The sequence below is a fragment of the Noviherbaspirillum phoenicis genome (genome assembly GCF_047237965.1).
GTDB lineage: Bacteria > Pseudomonadota > Gammaproteobacteria > Burkholderiales > Burkholderiaceae_D > Noviherbaspirillum_A.
Genome location: NZ_JBDFLX010000001.1, coordinates 3958289 through 3977743, shown reverse-complemented (window position 1 = coordinate 3977743; position 19455 = coordinate 3958289). Strand labels below are relative to the sequence as shown.

11 protein-coding genes are annotated in these 19455 nt (G+C 52.9%); 5 read left to right on the top strand and 6 right to left on the bottom strand.

What is annotated here, in order from left to right; genetic code table 11:
* Window positions 1-2: 2 nt before the first annotated feature.
* Both ABC383_RS17710 and ABC383_RS17705 read right to left on the bottom strand, forming a co-directional pair.
* Complete coding sequence (locus tag ABC383_RS17710; protein WP_413015545.1) at window positions 3-3128, bottom strand: SNF2-related protein; 3126 nt, start codon at window positions 3126-3128, stop codon at window positions 3-5.
* Between the two features lie 67 nt (window positions 3129-3195).
* Entirely contained in the window at window positions 3196-7002 is a 3807-nt protein-coding gene (locus tag ABC383_RS17705) for an AAA family ATPase (protein ID WP_413015543.1), read from the bottom strand.
* A gap of 386 nt (window positions 7003-7388) precedes the next feature.
* On the opposite strand from ABC383_RS17705, the gene ABC383_RS17700 reads away from it, so the two are divergent.
* Window positions 7389-8165: a hypothetical protein gene (locus ABC383_RS17700; RefSeq protein WP_413015542.1), complete on the top strand. Its 777-nt coding sequence runs from the start codon at window positions 7389-7391 to the stop codon at window positions 8163-8165.
* 101 nt (window positions 8166-8266) lie between these two features.
* On the opposite strand, the gene ABC383_RS17695 is transcribed toward ABC383_RS17700, so the two are convergent.
* A complete protein-coding gene (locus tag ABC383_RS17695) occupies window positions 8267-9343 on the bottom strand; it encodes a hypothetical protein (protein ID WP_413015540.1) in 1077 nt (358 codons plus the stop codon).
* A 156-nt stretch (window positions 9344-9499) separates the two neighbouring features.
* Between ABC383_RS17695 and ABC383_RS17690 the strand changes: the two genes are divergently transcribed.
* The 4 genes from ABC383_RS17690 (at window position 9500) to ABC383_RS17675 (ending at window position 15461) form a co-directional block, all read left to right on the top strand.
* Window positions 9500-10678 (top strand): tyrosine-type recombinase/integrase, encoded by a 1179-nt coding sequence (locus ABC383_RS17690; protein WP_413015538.1) that lies wholly within the window; start codon window positions 9500-9502, stop codon window positions 10676-10678.
* 56 nt (window positions 10679-10734) lie between these two features.
* A complete protein-coding gene (locus tag ABC383_RS17685) occupies window positions 10735-10992 on the top strand; it encodes a hypothetical protein (RefSeq protein ID WP_413015536.1) in 258 nt (85 codons plus the stop codon).
* 81 nt (window positions 10993-11073) lie between these two features.
* Window positions 11074-13806, top strand: coding sequence for a DNA polymerase (locus ABC383_RS17680; RefSeq protein WP_413015534.1), 2733 nt, complete (start codon window positions 11074-11076; stop codon window positions 13804-13806).
* A 284-nt stretch (window positions 13807-14090) separates the two neighbouring features.
* Window positions 14091-15461 carry an IS110 family RNA-guided transposase gene (locus ABC383_RS17675; protein WP_413015532.1) on the top strand — a complete coding sequence of 457 codons (1371 nt, stop codon included), beginning with the start codon at window positions 14091-14093 and terminating at the stop codon, window positions 15459-15461.
* Between the two features lie 64 nt (window positions 15462-15525).
* On the opposite strand, the gene ABC383_RS17670 is transcribed toward ABC383_RS17675, so the two are convergent.
* From ABC383_RS17670 to ABC383_RS17660, 3 genes are all read right to left on the bottom strand, one after another.
* Entirely contained in the window at window positions 15526-16737 is a 1212-nt protein-coding gene (locus ABC383_RS17670) for a tyrosine-type recombinase/integrase (RefSeq protein ID WP_413015530.1), read from the bottom strand.
* Window positions 16738-17518: 781 nt separating this feature from the next.
* On the bottom strand, window positions 17519-18253 hold the full coding sequence (locus ABC383_RS17665; protein WP_413015528.1) for a hypothetical protein: 735 nt from the start codon (window positions 18251-18253) through the stop codon (window positions 17519-17521).
* Window positions 18180-19448 (bottom strand): hypothetical protein, encoded by a 1269-nt coding sequence (locus tag ABC383_RS17660; protein ID WP_413015526.1) that lies wholly within the window; start codon window positions 19446-19448, stop codon window positions 18180-18182. The genes ABC383_RS17665 and ABC383_RS17660 overlap by 74 nt, the downstream gene beginning before the upstream one ends.
* Between the last annotated feature and the right edge of the window lie 7 nt (window positions 19449-19455).

Here is a 19455-nt window from a genome sequence, read left to right as displayed (position 1 = left end):
GATTAGCCCTCTCCCACGCGCAGCAGGCCCGCGCATACCAAATCGCTGTCCGGCACAATTCGATCTCGTTGCATCACCCGCTCTCGCTTCAGCCCCATACGCGCGCGGAGCTTGTCGATACGTCCTTGCGTTGCCTTAACAAGGCCCGTTCGATTCAACGCCATGTGTCTCGCCTTTACCGACTCTAACGTCATCAAAGTGCGCTCGAGGTGCTGGTCGATTCCACGAACCTGGAACATGAGTCGATCAGCGTTTTCATCCTGCTTCCTGCGCTTCGCGCGCTGATAAGCTTGGTCGAGATGCATATCCAACGCATCCAAAGCCGCACACGCGCGTTCGCTTTCAATGTGGTTAGGTGCTTCGATCCAGTCCGCGCCCCTGACGCGCGTTAGATTGACTAGCGGCTCAGAGACGTCATCAGGTAGTAATTGCAAATCCGCTAAGCGACAAACCGCCGACTGTAACCACTCTTCTTCAGTTACTCCGCTGAAGGTCCAACGACGAATCGCAAACATGTACTCCCCGACAGGTACATTTGGCGCATCGGAAGTAGGCACCGTAACAGCGACAACCGGATAGAAAGCATCATCTAGTTGACGCAGCCGCTCTCCAATAAATCGTACCAAAGGATGAAATTGATGGATTAGTTCGAACGCCTTGGTACTTGGACTAGCGATACTGCTCACGAAACGGCATGCACGAGGCAAGCCATTACCCAACGTCGTCTGCCCAACAATGCCATTTCGACGGCAATATTCTTCGAGTTCAACAGCCGTCGTCGGGGGTAATTGAATGCTAAATTCGTGAGGATTCTCCAATCGTTGGAATTGGTGCCCTAGCGCGTGCCTAACTAAAAAATCCCGAATGTAGATAATCAGGTCCTGCTCGGTCACTCGACGTGAAAGCTCTTGTGCGGCTGTAATTCGGTCAAGAACAAGGCCGCCATGCGCCATCATCTGCGCTGCGTTTTTCTCAAGCTCCTCTTGGCGCTTCCTAACATTTTCAAGTGCCAATCGTGCGCGCTCGATCTCCTGCTCCTCTTGCTCCGGCGTAAGTTTTTCGGTTAGCAGCTTGGTTTCGAGCTTCTGAATTGTTTGGCCGATACTGGGCTCCGGCTCGCCAAGAGCTTGTTCAAACACTTTCAATCGATCCAACAATCGCGAGAAAATGCGTTCGTCGATAGTCTCCTGATAGAAAAGGTTCCAAATGTGAATGAGCTTTGCTTTTTGTCCTAATCGATCAATACGACCAATGCGCTGCTCAACTCGCATAGGGTTCCACGGCATATCATAGTTAACTAGAAGACGGCAGAACTGAAGATCAACACCTTCGGATGCGACCTCTGTTGCTACGAGAACCCGCAGATCTGAACGCTCCCGAAAGTCGTTGATGATCTCCTGCTTCGATTCCGCCATGTTTCCCCAAAGAAGCACGCTCGGCATTCCCATCGCTGTGAGCTGATCTTTCAAGTATTGCGCTGTCACACGGAAAGAGGTAAATAGAATTACCTTCTCAGAAGGACTTTCGAGAAAATAGGCTCCTAACACTTCGGCCAATCTTCTCAGCTTGGAATCCGACCGTTCAAGTTCTTCAGCATTCAAATTAGGTGGACGATTTGAGAGCAGGAAGTCCTTCAAAGAGCTACTAATGTCCCCCAAGTCGCCCTCTTCATCATTTTCCTCGTACTCGTCGATAACTTGATCAGCCAAATCAGCCACTAGTGCGGTATCCCCCCCCAACCAAGCCCGAGCGAAAGCCGCTGGGCAACTGCAAACTTGACGCTGAGGTGTGGCCAATAGAAAGCCGTCTGAAATACCTCGACGCCAAGCATAGTCACGAGTCACCTCGGTCACATATTCATAAAATTTTCGCTCGGCGTCTGTCATTGGGACCTTTTCAGCATGTACCTTGCGGATTGGCCGCTCTATTTGAACATCGCGCTTCCTCGTTCTAGTGATTACGTGGCCCAGCAAGTTAATGCGTTCCAGGCCTGCTGCCAGTTCAGCACGATATTCCGGCTTTTCCAGTGCCTCGTCCGTGGGCGGATCAGCAATAAGACTTGCTAATTGACGCGAGTTGCAGAGTAAATCGCTCTCCGCCGCAGTTTGCACATGCTTCAGGATTTCCTCAGCGGATGTATCTCTTCGTAGTGCTGCATCACGCGCTGATACTAAAGGCTGATTCGCGCGAAGCATCTCTTGGAAACTTAATGGAAATTGGAAATGATCTGGATCGCAGAGGCGTAGCAACTGAAATAAGTCATCGTTGGCTAAGTTGATTGGCGTCGCAGATAGCAGCACTCGGTTATGCGATACCTTTTGAAGCATCTCTCCAAGGAGGTTGGCCGAGCTTTCAGGGTTGCGCATGTAGTGTGCCTCGTCGAAAATGACCAGGTCGACCAGTGGATCGTCCTCAGAGTTTGTATCCAGAAGATTAGCAAGCAATTGACGACCACTCTGCTTTTTGGTCGGCTCGCTTCCCGGCCTCCAACTTTTCGGTGGACGTAGAGCCTGATAGCTTGCAATCCAAGCTTTCGCTGGACCGACAGCACTTGCCCGTTGCATTTCTTCAGCAAGCGTTTTCGCGTCAACAATATTGGCCTCAATACCGAAACGAAGCTTAAGCTCATCACGCCATTTTTCTCTTAGCATCGCAGGACAAACCACGAGCAACCGTCTCATATCTTCCCGAGCGCGCAATTCGGTCCAAATAATGCCTGCCTCAATGGTCTTTCCTAATCCAACTTCGTCTGCGATCAAAAGACCGTTCGCTGGAGACTCAAGCAGCGTTAGCAATGGTTTGTATTGATGGGGATAGAAATCTGTATTCGTGACCCCCATCGAATAAACCAAATTGGCCAGCTTTCCTGACAAATGGACATGGGTAAGGCTTCGCCTAAGGTCTTCAGAGCGGCCGTAACGTCCCGCTTCAATCAATTGATACGGGTCCTTGCTTAAAATTGCACTTACTTCTTCAAGCTGGTCCTCAGCAACATAGTCATTTGTGCCATCTTGCCACCGAACCCCGTAATATTTCAGTTCCCCACGAGGCCTGACTTGCCCCGTCGTCACCCCTGTTTTCCCAGGGTTGTCCAAGCGGCGCACCTCTGTTCCTTTTTCCCACTGCATATTTGTGTTCTCCCCGCTTGTCTCATCCGAGCCTAAATTTTCGTCCGACGAACAGCCATCCGGCTGCTCAACTGAAAAGTGGCTGTTGAATTAGCTCTAATTTCGCCGCAATCTGTTCACTCAAGTCTTTACTTACACGATCTTCCCGAGTAGTAATCAATATGCCAGCCGATTTTCCCGGCTTAAATTCTTCGATCGGAACGATACGCTCCGACTCATATGCCAGGCGTTTGGCTTCCCATCGCTCGCAATACTCTGGCAGATCCATGCGTCCGAGATGTTCCCAATACCATGTCACACCACGCCGCTCATCACTGATCACAAAATCCGGCCATCGCATTTTTCCGGCCAGCATTACCTCGGGCTCGTAAACGTAATTAATTCCAGCCGCATGCAATTTGTCTGCAATGATCCATTCACTCTTGGAACGCACTAATTCGCCATGGTCGGTACGGTATATCAGCCGGTCATCGAGAGTTACCTTGCGATTTGCTAATTGTACGGTTATAGGATGAGAGGTTACAAAAAGATTTGTCATGCGACGCTTAGTTTCGGAAGCAGAATCTAAGCTAAATGGAAATAAGTCTTTCAGCTGGCCTTGGACAAGAAGTACCACCTTCTCTTTGTGCCTTGTAAGTGCCGTGTAAAGCATTTCCCGTGTTAGAAGTCGACAATGTCGCGGAATCACAATAAATGTCTTTCCGAATTCACTTCCTTGCGTCTTGTGCACCGTTAAGGCGTATGCAAGTTCAAGTGGTGCCGGTTGTTCGCTGTTGAATTCCCACTCCGGATATTGGAAAGCGATACTTGGCTGCGTCGCCATTTCTACTTCAAGCTGCTCGAAAAAATGTTTCATGTCCTTCCGACGGAAGAAACCTGTTGCTACTCCTATCTCACCGTTCGCCACGTATGACTGTGCAAGCGCTGGCCAAGACTTTCGGTTCGATTTGTTACGAACATTGATAACTTTATCGCCCCAGAGGATGCGCTGCCCCCCCATTGGACGAGGTATTCGCCGATACCTAGACTTCGCACTCAGTTCGAGCGCGAATGTTCGATAGTGCGTCTGGAGTTGGCGATTGATTGCATCGGTCCCCACCATTGAATGACGCAACGGAGAAAGTACTTGCCACGCTTCTGCCTTCTCAGCCGCCCCACCCTTAGACTCGCCTTTTTTTCTGGGCCAGAAGTACACTTTCCCCTCATACTTGCTCCCACCATAGCTTTCTTCAAATTTTATCGAGTCGTTAGTGGAGTCGAAATTAAGTTCCCTTGACAATGATTCCCGCATTACGCTCGCCAATTGCTCTGGGGTTTCCCATTGGATGACTTCTATGTGCTTCAACGCGCTGTCGCCACCAAAATCCCACGTTTCGTCTGCGCTGGCATGCTGTATGCTGCCATTGAAGAGATTTGCGAACGCTAAATCCATGCGTGCATCGCCGCCTTGTTGCCGTCTTGTAATGAGCAGTTCCGCATAGCCGTTTGCTACACGAGGAATCAACGTTTCGATATTTTCTGGACAAAGCCTATTGCAGATGTCCACATACGGACGACCTGCCCCAATAGGTGGCAGCTGCTTGGGATCACCGACCAAGATAAGACGGTCCACACCTTGAAGAGCGTCTAAAGTGGCGGCCAACTGGTCTTCGGTAAGCATTGAACATTCATCGATCACCACCGTGCGATGAGCGGCGCATCGCGGCGCTTTAGGATTAATGAAGTAACGGCCTACATCTCCATCGTATCGCTGATTGGCATTTAGAAACTGCGCAATTGTTTTGCCCTGCCCGGGCATGTCGCTAGCCTGCTCAAGCCGGACACGAGCTTTGCCTGTCGGTGCAAGTAATAGCACACCACCTTCCCTAACTCCCGGAGTCCTGCATAGCGCTTTGATTAACGTGCTTTTCCCGGTGCCGGCCGCCCCCATCAAAACGCTAATACGTGATTGATAGATCATTCGTAGAGCGGCCGATTTTTCGGCGCGGGCCGCGTACTCTAACTCGTCCCATTCTCGCTCTTCCTTGGCTGGTAGGATTGATTCATTAATTAGCTTCTGCCAGTCGAACTCACCGGGATTTGTTATTCCTTCCAGCCGCTGATTCACCTCATCAGAAATGCAACTTCTCGTGTCACGATAGCGTGCGAGTTGATAGCAACGAAGGGCGCCATCATTGACCAAGACGACGGCCGGGCTGAGGTCGTCATCGAATAACGGTAGTAAATCTGCATCAACCGCGCACACGGGCTCAATTGGTTGGTCTCGGATGCGGTCGATCATCCAATTCTGCGGAAGGATTGTGTGCCCCTCATTAGAAGCAGCGTGCTCTAAACAATAAACCATTAGAGCGCGAACGCGGCGCGGATCCGTACTCTCCCCGATTCGGCTCTCGGGAGGCAATTCAAATTTGCCTTCCATATCACGCGCTGCAAAAAGCCCTCGGTCAACGGTTGCAAATTGCAAAGCGTGTTCGCTGTCGGCTTCACATAATAAGTAAGCGTTCTTTCGGATTTCCTCGTCCTCTAGGTAGGGACTACCGTCTTGACGCTGTGATTGCAGATACCAAAATGTCGCTTGCTCATTGCTGAGCTCGAACCTACTGAGCAGTTGGAGTAAATTTTTGCGTCCCTGATTCAGCTGCTGCCATTTGCGTGCAAGCGTCGGTCCAACGCAAGATTGCAAGTGGCGGGGCAACTGGGCTGGGGTCTCTAATACTTCCTCGAAAGAGTCCCACACGCTGTGATTCTCATCATCGTTTTGCTGTGCAGCCAGATGCCACGCTAATAAATTGCCGCGTTCTACACCGAAGGCCTTCAGCGCTGCCCCAAAGCCCGGATATGGTCCGCGCAGCTTCCAAAGTCGGTTCAACTCTGTATCTACCCAGGCAAGGTAATCGGTCCATGGACCCTGGATGACCTTAGATATAGCGCGAAGTGCTCGCTCTACTGACAGCAAAGACGCAATAGCGTTGTCTTGATGCAGCAGCTCTGAGCCGTAGGAGTACTGCTCAAAGGCTTCGTCTGGAGCAAAGGCTGTGAAATCTTCAAGGTCGAGGCTTTCGTCCCCTTCTGATAGAGCCAAAATTTGATGGTAAGGCAGCAAAAATCCGTCTATTTTGCCCTTGAGTTCCTGGCGAATTGAGTGAGCAATTGAGCGCTCCCACAGGTAGCCCGGAATAGCATTTGTAGGACGCTTGCCACCTTCATAGTGATACTCTACCGGCTTACCGACGCCGATCACGCGGCCTACGCCGACAATTACGCGACGAGGGGTGTCAGATAGGGGAGTTCGCTTGGCGTAGAAAAAAACTAGCGAATCTTGCGGTTGCACGGCACTAAAAAAAGTATCCAGCATTACGCGCTGGTTGGTGCCCTCCTGGATCCAAGTATCGGGAATCCTATCGTCCATCTTTGGTTCCCGCACTGGGTCATAACCCAGATTCAGTTCCTTCGCCATGCCGACAGTTTTATGACGCTTCGAGCCTTCCACATTTTCTTTCAACATCCAGCGAAACGGGATGGCTGCTGCTGCAAAGGAGTCAAAACGAAACGGGGTGCGTGCGAAATGTGTATGTGTCTCCGCGAACTGGTAGGGATGTTTTTTCAGTTTATGAACTGGAAAGCTGGCCATAAACGTACCGTGTTCATCTACACAGGGCGGTAATGCCTCCTCAGCAAATCCCTCAATAGATTGACTAGCGCAGGTCACTTCGAAGTTTTCGTCCTTACCAGTGCCAACGCGGGGTAGCACCATGCAAGAAGTATTAGCGCAAGGATCCTTGCAGATTGTTCCGTTCCAAGCTTGATCGTGCCAAGGCACGCGGATGGTGATATGTTGAACTGGGAGGTGACGGGCACCGGTGATCATTGACATGTATGCGTTCCTCTCTGCATATATATGACCCACGATTGGACGGTAACGGTAAACGACGCATACGACGTTTCGTGGGGTGTAAGGCGGCGACTCGAATAAACTCCGAAGGAATTTTTATTGTGGCGCTATTGCAAAAATAAAACATATACGCTACACCGAAGTTGTTGCTTTATCAACTACTTTGTTTCAGCAAAATTTTTTGAGATGAACATGCGTTTTAGGTAACGCGTTCTCGCATTTGCGAGTTTCCCGAAGGGGCTATATATCGCAAAGTTACAGCAGCTTTGTGACACGGGCGACCATCAATATGCGCCCCGGCAGTAGCGCGGAATAAAATGATTTACATTGAGAACGAAATTTATTCTTTAACGGAAGAGTAATTATCTATGACAAACGATCACACAGAGATCGACCCCAGGGGCATTTCTCAGCTTTTTTCTGCTGTGAAGTCCGCATCGCAACTAGAGGTAGACAGAATCGTCGAGGCTGTAATAGATAAGCTACGATCACGATCGCCAATTGGCACATTCGATGAAATCGCGGCGCGCCATATGTGGGATGAGTATTGTTGGGTACTTCAGGAGGGCCCCTTTGATGACAACATTAGCGGGTTAGGCTCTCTATCCGGGAATTGGGACTCGACGGTCCACAACTTCGTTTCATCCGAAATCGAGATGCTACCTAGACATTTGCAGATGTTTCTAACCATCTACGCGTCGAAATATGGCTCCCTTGCAGACGAATACGAATTGGGTAGCATTTGGATCGAAGCCGTTGAGTCAGTCATCATGGGGGAAATTGCTGAAAAGGCTTTACGGCGCACGCTAGACCTAATCGGTCCGCATCGTAGCGATGTCATTGGTTACGAAGTAAGTAGTAGCGGGCTCGTTTGCTCAACGCTTTCGAATGCAGATTTACTGTCAGATATTCTGGCATCGCACGTCGATACGATGATCGACGCGGAAGCGGACCTATCGGTGGTAACGCATGAGGTCATCGATGTTTACATGGGATTGGTCTATGACGAAGCCGATTCCAGCACCGAGCTGTCCGAATTATTGGCGCATTTCGATTCCGATATCAGAGCGCTTCTAAAAGACAAAGATGTTCTTCCTGCGCTCGAACATATGCAAGGCGAAATATTAGATGTCCTGGATGCGTGATCTCGGCCGCGCCAACAGGGGCAACTTCGTCCCTCGACGCGGCCATAGGCCCTCCGGCTGGAGACGCTTCACAGCTGTCAATGACTAACAGCGAAGTTTAGTCACCGATAAATCGCGTACCTGTTGCAGCTAAGATGCTCCATCCCGAAGTTCTGAAGCTGCTCAAGGTCAGAAGGGTCGGATCGTTTTCGGTAGAGGACAGACTTGCAAAGGGAAAGCAGTGCAGCCTTTTGCCTTTGCTCATCTACTGTCCACACTCGATTAAAGCACTGCCGCGCTATCCAAATCCGCAACACCGGATTGATTTCACCGGCTCGAAGGCCCACATTCCAACGGTCTATACGTTGGTTGAGCTCCTTGGCTACCGTACGTAGTCGCCAAGGTTTCCCGCAAGGTCGAGTAAGGTCCAGTATGTCTGACTTTGACTGCTCCGGAAAGTCCAGGCAAAAAGCGTTCACTTCCGGCTGCAACCTATACGCCTCTCCTTCCCATCTAGTCGCTTTGATACATATCTCACAGAACTCCGAAAATTCTCGCTGTAATTCCCTCTCTCGACCTGGGTTTTGTTCATAACCCAACCAACCCGCAATCAACCCTCGCGGCCCTACCTTTCCGTGTGGCTGGAATCGTAGCTTCGGAAAGTGGATCGATGCGATTTTTAACTTTGGCAAGCTAATTGCCGATGCCACAAACGCAGCGACATGTTTTGCCTTCAAGTCATACAAATCTTCATGTGACGCATACCCCGAGCAAAGAACCTCTGCACGCAGCATTCCAGAACACAATTCTTGGACGACGCCCAATACGCCAAACGAAATACGTTCCTCCTCCTCGGGCTCTGATTCATATGCGAACGGAATCAACCGTACTGAGAATGTCAATCTCGGGCTAGAAAAGAGACGGCAACCCGCCAGCGACGGCGGGCGGTCGCCCGAGGGCATATTCTTCCGCTTCAAATGGTCGAGGTTGTCCTTCCGTAGATCCAGCTTGCGCACGTGGTAGTGAAAGCTTTTTAGCTCAAGTTGCCCTTCTTTGATAATCCCAAGGCCGGTTGTCAGCTTGTACAGCTCCGCGTTGGACGAAGTGGTAAGCGCCAACAGTTGCACAATTGACAAGTGAACTAGGCTATTTTTTTCTATCCTCAAGAACTTCTCTCTAAAAGTGGGAGCATTTCGCAAGTATAAGTTCCTTACTCCGCGCCCCGTCAATCGCGCAGCGGCATAGACTTTCCTAAGCTCGGATGATTCAGCCTCTGAGGTCGACGCGCGGATCTGCTGAACGTATCTTTCGACCCGCTGCGATTTTCGTGGCAAGAAGCAACAGAAAGAAGCGCCATGAAATATCTCTCTCAGGAGGATGTACTTAGGAGGGCAGTGCTCGACAAGGTCGCTGCAGCAAATGCAAAGCAGGCTGAAATTGCAGTCGGGATTGCTCCGGGATTGCGGATTGTTGGATATAGCGGAGGAAAAATAGATTGGGGGGTTCGATGTCGGGACCCCACGACCAAGAAGAAGGTTCGCATCAGTGTAGGGGATGGAACGATGGCCAGCGCCATTGCAGAAGCCTTCAAGGTGATTGCTCTAGTCAAGTCTGGTCAATCCCCTCGCGCTGGACGGATCACTGTAGCTGACTACTTTGATGAACAGGTGTACCCCTGGGTGCTCCGGGAAAGAACGAGTGCTCGGGACTACAAGGGGCGATTCGATAAGCATGTTCGGCATGCGATTGGTGCAAGAGCGATCGCCGACGTTCAGCCCAACGAATTGCTCCGACTAGCCGAAGGACTGCCATCGCACTTAGCGGTGGCTACCCGGAATAGGATTTCAGCGCTCGTCAAGACGATTTTTCGTCGCGCGTTCGACACCGGCGTGATCGATAGAAATCCTGCAGTAATCCTGCGCATGCAGCAAGAGAACAACGAACGACGTCGTATCGCTTCTGACGATGAAATCAGAGCTCTATACGCCGCGATCGATGCCGAGCCTCAACCTTCCTTCCCAGGATTGTTGGTTCGTCTCTTACTCAGTTGCGGACTGAGGATGAGCGAGGCGCTAAACGCGCGGTTCGACAATCTTAGCCCGGAGGGATGCTTCTTAGCCATCCCACGTGGCAAGAACGGGAAGAGCCGACTGGTTCCGCTATCAGCCGAAGCTCAATCCGTCATACAGGAACTACATACATACCGCCGCAATGAGTTTTTGTTTCCGGGGCGGACCGGTGGCCATATGACTCGGCCAACGCGTGCCTATAACCGGATTCTGAAGCGCGCGGGAATCGAGGGACTCTGCCTGCACGATTTGCGAAGGACAGCCTGTTCCATCGTAGTCAATGCTGGAGTGCCGGTCTTGGATGCATCCAGATTCCTGGGTCATTCAAGCATCAATATTACAGCCGCTCGCTACGCCGTCCTCAGCGAGGAACGGCTAATGGCGACGGCGAAGGTGGTCAGTGATCGGCTGGCATTTGCGACAGCCGACACGGCAAGCAGTACAAGCCAAGTTAAAGAAAATTAGGTGCAGCAATGACGGTTCATACCGCGCTACGCCTCACAAATTGAAAGGGAAACCAAATGCGTCAACGATTCATCATTATGCCGAGTGGCAACGCTGTCTCTACATTCGTCATTCACCGGGTTCAGTGGTTTGAGTGTAAGGGGGTTGTCTGCCTTGATGCCCGAGGCAAGCCGCTGGAGTGGATTCCGGTACTAGACATCGAAAAAGGGCGTCGTGTGCGCGATATGTTAATTGGCGCAGTGGATGGTGACCGTCGCTATCGCACGCTTGACTGGTCGTTCCTGCAGGATGCGTCCGATCCCGTAGCACCGTAATCGCAGGCCAAAGGCAGCAAATAACGAATACCACCGGCGGGCTCTCTAGTCCGCCTTTTTTCACCCAATACGAAACTCACCATGGAATCATCGATTGCAGAAACCTGTCTCAATAGTTGTGACTTTGAAGCAGGGGCATATATACAGCAAAGTGACAGCGCCTTACCCTTCGCAAACGATGCCATACCGTCGATTACCGTCCCCGACATCGATGCCGAAGTTGCCAAGCTTGAAGCACAATTGAAACGCCAACTTGATCTGTACGAGATCGATCCGACCAAGCCTTTCGTCAATCACGCCGGTCCCCGCGTCCTCATTGGTTTCGACAGTGAATTCACTTTCAATCCGCTTACCGGAGAAAACGATGTCCTTTCCCTACAATTTCATCTGATTGGTGATGAAGGTGAATGGCCCAGAACCGTCTATCCCAAGTCATCGTCAAAGGGTGCACGCCCGAACCTCCAGCGCCTTCTGCTCAACGTGATTTTGAAAGCGCTCGATATGGGCGTCATTTCAGAGTGGCCGAGTAGTGTGACGCTTGCCGGATTCTTCCTCCGGCTTGATCTCGCTGCATTCTCTGACTTCGCCCATTTCAAGACCGAGCTCGACAGCGCTGGAGGCAAGGTGGCTACTATAGGCCAGGGCGTTGACTTTACCTACGAGCGAACTGGCGCGAGTATTCCCTTCAAAAAGACGTCGGTGATACGTGACGGCGTGGGTCTGTTCGTGCTGAAGACGAAATTCATCGACCTTGGCCGCCACGTCGTTGAAGGGGTGACGCTCGATCGGATTGGCTCGTGGCTCGGCCTTCCCAAGCTGGAGCTTCCTGAAGGTTATTCAAAAAGTCGCATGGACATCCTGCTCAAGGAAAACAAGGCTGCCTTTGAAGAATACGCAATGCGTGACGCCGAGATTACCGTGCGATTCCTGCAACACCTGGAGGCATTTGCCATCACCGAGGTCGGCTGCGAAGCATTGCCAGCCACGGTGAGTAGCCTCGCCGTTACCTTGCTCAAGAAGGTCCTGAAGGAAGATGGTATCGACTTCAACGCCGCATGGGGCATGCAAACGATGCGATCGGCAGCGTGGAACGATCGCAAAGGAAAAGTGTGCAGTAAGGTAGACACCGTTCCGTGCCCAGAGCGACAAATCGTCGATCCGTTCGTCATCATGACGTACCACGGAGGCCGCAACGAGTGCTTCCATATGGGACCAACGCATGTGAGCGATTGGTTCGACTACGATTTGGCCGGCGCATATACGACCGGCCTTACCGATCTCGGTACCATCGACTACAGTGGGATGCGCTTCACGATCGATCCACATGATTTCGTCGGACACGTACTCGGCTTTGCAAGGGTGAAGTTTCAGTTCCCGGCCGATTGCCGCTTTCCTTCGCTTCCCGTCGAAGTGGGTATCAAGGGGCTTTACTTTCCCCTTGCTGGGGAGTCTTACTGTACTGCACCGGAGATCGAGGTCGCACTCAATCAAGGATGCAAGATCGAGATCTTGCACGGGGTTATTTTTCCATGGGCAGACGCGAATGTTCGACTGTTCCAACCCTTTGTAACAAGGGTTCGAGAACTTCGCGCTCGCTACAAGAAGGAGCGTACCGATCCAGCGGTTGCCACTCTTCCAGAAGAGTACGCGAAGCTCATTGGCAATTCCGCGTACGGCAAGCTGGCACAAGGACTGAAGGAGAAGACGGTATTCGATACTCGCGGCATGGAAAGTGTAAAGCTGCCCCCCTCCTCCATCACCAATGCCATCATGGCGTCCCATGCGACGGGCTTCGTCCGGGCAGTCATGGCGGAGCTGCTGACGGGCGTGCCTGGCGGCTTCACGGTGGTGAGTGTGACGACCGACGGTTTCTTGACCGACGCTCCGGTGGGTAGCGTGAATTGCTCTGGTCCCATGGCCCGACGCTTTCAGGCACTGTGCGAACGTGTCGCCCCCGGCACGAAAATGCTGGAATGCAAACACCGTGCGCGGCAAGTGATCGGCATGAAGACGCGTGGGCAAGCGACCGCAGAGCGCTGGATCGATGAGTACGGCGATCCAACCCCGGCTATGACTGCAAAAGCTGGTGTTTCCCCACCCGTGCCGAAATCTGAGCATAACGACTACCTCATCAACCTGTACCTCAACCGACAACCGGGCCAAAAGACAACGACCCGACCCTTCACCTCGCTTCGCGAGCAGTGGTTGCGTGATATCGATGTCACCAAGACCGAAAGGGAAATGTCGCTAAATCTAGAGTTTGACTTCAAGCGCAGGCTCGTCAACCCGCGCATGGTCCAGGTTGCAGGCGGTGAACACCTCGCATGCAATTCCGTTCCCTGGGCGGATGCTGCGACAGGTGAACGGGCCCGTGCATATTTCGATGGCTGGCGGCGGAAGCATTGCCTGAAGACCCTTACTGATCTCGCAGCATGGCAAGCCCACTATGAATTCAGCATTGCGCGGGCACGACGCGTCGGCGGCAGGTCTACACATCAGAAACGCGCAATTAACATGACAAAAGAGGGACCGTTGGGGGTTATGAAGCGTCTCTTCTTGCGGGCATTCGCGCAGAAGCGACTCGGTGTTACCGGCGAGATAGAGAAGGTCACGCATCAGGAAATGGCCGACTGGCTGACCTCGCTCGGCTATCCGACGACGAAAAGCGCCGTCAGCAATGCCGTGCGCGAGACGCTCGTCGAGCACACGGTACCGGTCACGGAGGAAGTCAAGGCGTTCATCGAAAAGGTCCAATCGCGCTTTCCTACGATGGAAGTCGGCCGCTTCCTGATTAGCACCAGCGAGCAAGTGTAGATTTCGGCACCCTCTCGTCGTTGCTCTGTCCCGCACCGAGCGTCAAGCTAAAAAACCGCCCCACGCGGCTTGCCGCGGCCCTTATGAGTAGAAACACCAGGCGAGTACACTGAATGCACGCATGGACCGTGGCCGAATGCTTCTTGGAGGTATGAACCCCGTCAAAAAACCTGGCCCAGGGGAAGCTGCGGACTCATCTGTGGTGGCGCCTTCGGACGACCCCGTTTAGGAAATTGATTTAACCCGCATCCCCGTCCTGCGCTTGATGATTCAGGAGGTGGACCATGTCTCGAGAGCGAACCCGATCCAAGCCCACCGGGCTGCCGATCATTCATCCGTATGCCGCAGGAATCGACATCGGCGCGCGGTTTCATGTCGTCGCGGTCAGTCCCGACTTGTGCAATGAACCCGTCCAGACTTTCCAGGCGTTTACCAGCGATTTGCAGCGCATGGCGAACTGGCTGGTGGCGACTGGAACCAAGACCGTGGTCATGGAATCGACCGGGGTTTATTGGGTCGCCGCTTACGAAGTCCTGGAGGCGCGTGGCCTGGAAGTCATTCTTGCCAATGCACGGGAAGCGCGTGCGGTGCCTGGAAGGAAGAGCGACGTCAACGATGCGCAATGGCTGCAGCGCCTTCACGCCTGCGGACTATTGCGGGCCAGCTTCCGCCCCGGCCGCGCGATTGCAGAATTGCGGGCTTACTTGCGGGCGCGCGAGAAGCATACTGATTATGCCGCCGCGCACATCCAGCACATGCAGAAGGCGCTGACCTTCATGAACCTCCAGCTGCATCACGTCATTGCTTCCATTACCGGCGTGACTGGCATGAACATCATTCGGGCCATCGTTGCTGGCGAACGCGATCCCGACAAGCTGGCGGCCATGCGTGATGTCCGCTGCAAGGAAAGCCTGGAGACCATCCGTGGCGCCTTGGTCGGCAACTACCAGCCGGAGCACCTGTTTGCGCTTAAGCAGGCGCTGGCCCTGTACGATTTTTACCAGCGCTGCATTGATGAATGCGATGCTGAAATTGAACGCGCCGTCGCAGCATTGAATATTGACAGACCGATGCCGGAAGCGCCACTGCCGAAAGCCAAGCACCGGAGCAAGATGCCGAACGATCCCGGTTTCGATGTGCGCCAAGCCCTGTATCAACTCACCGGCACGGACCTGACGCAAATCCATGGCATCGGACCGTTCCTCGCCTTGCGCCTGGTCGGCGAGTGCGGCACGGACCTGTCCCGCTGGCCAACCGCCAAGCACTTCACGTCCTGGCTCACACTGTCGCCTGGCTGCAAGATCAGCGGCGGCAAGGTGCTGTCCGCGCACACGCGCAAAACCAGTAACCGGGTAACTGCGACGCTTCGGCTGGCGGCGGTTACGGTAGGGAAAAGCCATACCGCCCTTGGCGCCTTCTACCGACGTCTTGCCGCCCGCATTGGCAATGCTAAAGCCGTCACGGCGACCGCACGCAAGATCGCAGTGCTGTTCTACAACGCCATGCGCTTTGGCATGGACTACCGGGATCCGGGGGCGGACTACTATGAGCAACAGTACCGTGACAGGGTCATCAAACAATTGCATCGCCGCGCCGCGCAGTTTGGATTCACGTTACAGCATCAAGACCCAACAATCGTTTCGGGTGTTTCTTAGGAAAGCAGTTAGTCGGCCGATCTTGCCGACTAACTGCTCTCGTCGTCCTCGAACGATGTTCTGATCATCCTTGGTTATGGCGGCCGTCCATGCCACCGTTTGGAGAGCCCATGATTGCCTTACTGACCGCTTCGGCAATCGATTCGGTCGCGCTACGCAACGTACTGTTCATCAAATGGCTATACCGCATGGTCTGCACAGGACTTTGATGATGCAATAGTCCCTGAATAACCGACAACGAAACGCCCGCATTGATTGCCAAACTGGCATAAGTGTGACGCAAGTCGTGCAACCGAAGATGCTCAATGCCAGCCGCCGTGAGGACCCGATCAAATGCGTCCCTTGGACTGTAGATCGGTTTGGCTGAATCATGCTTGGAGGGAAACAGCCAGGCGCTTCCATCGTCACGCGGCAATGCTCGCAACAACGCCTGGGCCTCACTGTTCAACTGCACGTACCTCCCCCGCCCTGACTTCGTCTGCGGCAAAAACCACACGCCATTATCGAGGTCGACATTCTCCCACCTTGCCTTTAAGGCCTCCTCTCGCCTTGCTCCCGTTAGCAGAAGAAACTTCAATGCGGCAACTGCTGTCCTGTTGGGCTCGCTTTCCATGGCCTTGTACATTCTCTGGATCTCCTCTGGCGTTAGAAAGCGCTGACGCTGGTTGTTTTCCTTGAATTTGGAGATCCCGATGCACGGATTACGTTCGACGCGCCCCCATTGAACGGCGAGCTTGTACATCCGAGAGATCAGCGACAAATGACGGTTCGCCGTCGCAGCACAATGCGACTCCTTCATGTCGGCGTGAAACTGCTGAATTTCTCTCGTTTGTATGTCGCTCATCTTCTGTGTGCCGAACCGTGGATAAATCTGGACACGTAAGCGGCACTCGTCATCATGGGCACTCCTCTTGGTTTGCCGTGCAAACGGCATGTACTCGTTCTTACCGAATGCCTCAAAGGTCAATGATGGTCCCGCGCTGCTATCGCTTTCCTGAGGATTGATGCCACGGTCCACCTTCGCCCGCATTTCGAGCGCAAGGGTACGTGCCTCCGCTACTTCCAGCGCGGGGAACTCCCCTAGCTTGGCGGCCCGCTTCTGTCCTTCAAAAACGAAGCGAAAGTAGAAATACTTGCGCCCTTGCTTGTTGACCAGGACGCGTAGACCGATCACTTCTGCGTCGCTGTATTCCGCTGAGCGCGACGGTGAGTCAGTCGCGTGCGCTTGCAGCTGGCTCAGAGCCCTGTTGGTGAACCTGAATTTGTTCTTTCTCATTGCTTTCCCTTGATGTCAAATTGCGTCGCTTTGACGGCGCCTCCCCTTCTGTAACACCGTCTTCTAAGTCCGTTGCGCCCTTCGACGGACTAAACTGCCTTACGTATCGACTGTTGCTAAGCCTTGGGCAATAGAGCGCCGTTGGCTCGCCGCTGCGAAGCGTTGAACCCCTCCGGTCCGTTTCCGGTGATTTCGGTTTGGTTCACTTGGCGACTCGAAAAACTGAACTTGCATATTGAGACGCCGGCTCCGAAAAGCTGGCCGGCATACTCAGCCGGTATGCCCTAATAATCTGATGGCAAAAGGATTGTTGTTGCCGAACGGTCCGCTTCAGTAATGATCCATACCTTTGCATTGTCGGCGATACAATACGACGAGAAGAGTCGGGAACCGGATTGCAAGGCAGTCTGATTTGCCATTGCGTCATCAAGTGGAATGTCGCCCTAATCCCCGGCAGCATGGCGTGTCAATAAATCAACTGGTGTAAACCCGTGCTGCGTCAGTGTTTCTAACGCAAAGGGTGTAGCGACCACGCGCCCAAGACAAAAGAGCGCGGCTTCGCCAGTAGAAAGCGGTGGCATGAAATTTCCTTTCTTTTAAATGTTCGGGCGAGCGTATCCACGTCCAGCCATGACTTCTGGCAGACGAATGAGTGGTTCCCGATATTGATTGATGAGATGTGCTCTGGCCTTTTGATGCAGCGACCGTGAGCTTGAGAACGCTTCCTATGCCTAAAAGCGGTATTGAATGCGTGTGGAAACAACTTTATGTTGTCATATTGCTAATAAACGTAGCCGTAGTCCTGGAATTCACTCCGCAACGCTGAGATAGCCACATGGTTCGGATTGGGAGACGACATAATGTCGGCCACCCTCAAATAAATCCGCTCCCACTGGCCCATTGTGTCAAAGCTGTATTCCTCGGTCGATCGAAGTCCGTCATGCTCAATGCCGAGGATGACAGGGTCGATTGGAATGGACACTTCGACAAAATGCTGCGGATCACAGCCTTTTAGTCGCGCGGCTAGGCCCTTGATTGAAAATACGATGCCGTCCGTGAGCAAATCGTCGGCAGGCATTCGTTCGGCATACGGGTCGGCAGCGTTACTACCACCCGCTACGGTAAGCTGCACAAGATAGGCATTGTGGACGTTCTGGTAGTAGACAGCGTTCTGGTGAAAGTCGCTTACAGTTATCGGTGACCAGTACCGGATGATGTCCCCGTAATGCGGTGGAAGGTGTGGTGCGCCGGCGTAAACCACACCGCGTAACTCAGCCGGTGCCGTAACGGTTTGCCAATATGCTTCTGATTGTGCGGGTGAGAGGGAAACTGCAATTCTTGCGAAGGCAGGCAGTTCAGCTATATGTAATGCATCGGTGTTTAAAAAGTAACCTGGCGCGGCTGCCAGATCCGTTGCCGCATCATCATTAAGAGAGAGGCGATCATAGTAGTCCAGCGATCGGATCGCTTCGACGGTCTTCATTGCTTCTGGTGGAATAAAGATGGTTGCTTGCATTGTGTAAGTTCCTATTGTCGTGAATGTCGTAGCCGTGGCGGATGAGCTTGATCCGGTGGCGCGCTTCAATCAAAGGTCGGTTTGCACTGAATAACGTCATATCTCGCTTTCCAGGGGTAAGAGTTGCTTGCTTGCTTCGGATGGCTTGTCGAATCGCTGCCTCGCCTATGCGTTCGTCAAAGAAGAAGCGTCCGCCGCAGTAGCCCACCCTGTCGATGTCGTACTGCGCCGCGAGGATGAATTGCTGCGCCTCTTCAGCGTTCTTGACAAGGACGAGATGGATTGCCTTGCCAGCCCGGCTAGACTTGCCGAGGAAATAACGGGGATAGCTCGTTGCCGTCTCCGAGACTTCTTTAAATCGATACCCAAATCGCTTCTGGAGGTCTGCCATAACATCGACACTGGTAGCGACAAGGTCGATATCAGCAAAGTCGCTATGGCTGGAAGGACTCAGCATGTGCTTCACCGCACCTCCAAAAATGTGAATGTGCGGTTCCTGCATGAGGTAAGCGAACAGCTGCTGATGGTCCAAAAGGATGTCGTGGCCAGCCCATTCCCGGGTTGCTAGATACCGGCCTGACAGGCACAACGCCTTTGGGACGAACACGATGCCGCGATGACCTGAGGACAATTTGGTAACGTCCACGCTGTAGAGCGAGTTGAGGTTCTCACGCAAGACAAGGCGACGGCCTAGCTGGCGATGCAGTGCTGCGTACTGGGGCATCAATGCCAAAAGCTGCTCATTCGTCAACGGTGGCAGGACGAGCGAAAATTCTACGTCCATCCCCGTCCACTCATGCTGGTAGCGCGGTATTTCTGCCAGCACTTCGGCATCGAGTGAGATCGAGAAGCGGTCCACAATACCGCGCAGCTTGGCAATGTGGGTCGCTTCTCGGGTTACAACTCTTATCCGAAAACCGTGATCCTGAATGACACGGACCATGGACAGGAGCTTGGGTAGGTTCTCCTCCAGTCGATAGAGCGGCTCTGCGCCCCCGCTTATAGAAATTGTGCTTTTCTTGCACTGCATGATAAAGGCCGACACCTGTTCGGACGTCTGCGCTTGGTGAGGCAATCCAGCCCAGCCTCGCCAGTTGCAATAATGACAAGCTTTGGGGCAGCCGAAGCCGCGCGCATTTTGATTGCCGACGCCCCAGTTAATGAGAATGGTGTAGTTCGGGTGTTGTTCATGCATGTGAACT

Bases quoted from the DNA above. Each gene is read 5' to 3' on its own strand.
- ABC383_RS17710 (WP_413015545.1), bottom strand. From the start codon at position 3,128: ATGCAGTGGGAAAAAGGAACAGAGGTGCGCCGCTTGGACAACCCTGGG.
- ABC383_RS17705 (WP_413015543.1), bottom strand. From the start codon at position 7,002: ATGTCAATGATCACCGGTGCCCGTCACCTCCCAGTTCAACATATCACC.
- ABC383_RS17700 (WP_413015542.1), top strand. From the start codon at position 7,389: ATGACAAACGATCACACAGAGATCGACCCCAGGGGCATTTCTCAGCTT.
- ABC383_RS17690 (WP_413015538.1), top strand. From the start codon at position 9,500: ATGAAATATCTCTCTCAGGAGGATGTACTTAGGAGGGCAGTGCTCGAC.
- ABC383_RS17685 (WP_413015536.1), top strand. From the start codon at position 10,735: ATGCGTCAACGATTCATCATTATGCCGAGTGGCAACGCTGTCTCTACA.
- ABC383_RS17680 (WP_413015534.1), top strand. From the start codon at position 11,074: ATGGAATCATCGATTGCAGAAACCTGTCTCAATAGTTGTGACTTTGAA.
- ABC383_RS17675 (WP_413015532.1), top strand. From the start codon at position 14,091: ATGTCTCGAGAGCGAACCCGATCCAAGCCCACCGGGCTGCCGATCATT.
- ABC383_RS17670 (WP_413015530.1), bottom strand. From the start codon at position 16,737: ATGAGAAAGAACAAATTCAGGTTCACCAACAGGGCTCTGAGCCAGCTG.
- ABC383_RS17665 (WP_413015528.1), bottom strand. From the start codon at position 18,253: ATGCAAGCAACCATCTTTATTCCACCAGAAGCAATGAAGACCGTCGAA.
- ABC383_RS17660 (WP_413015526.1), bottom strand. From the start codon at position 19,448: ATGCATGAACAACACCCGAACTACACCATTCTCATTAACTGGGGCGTC.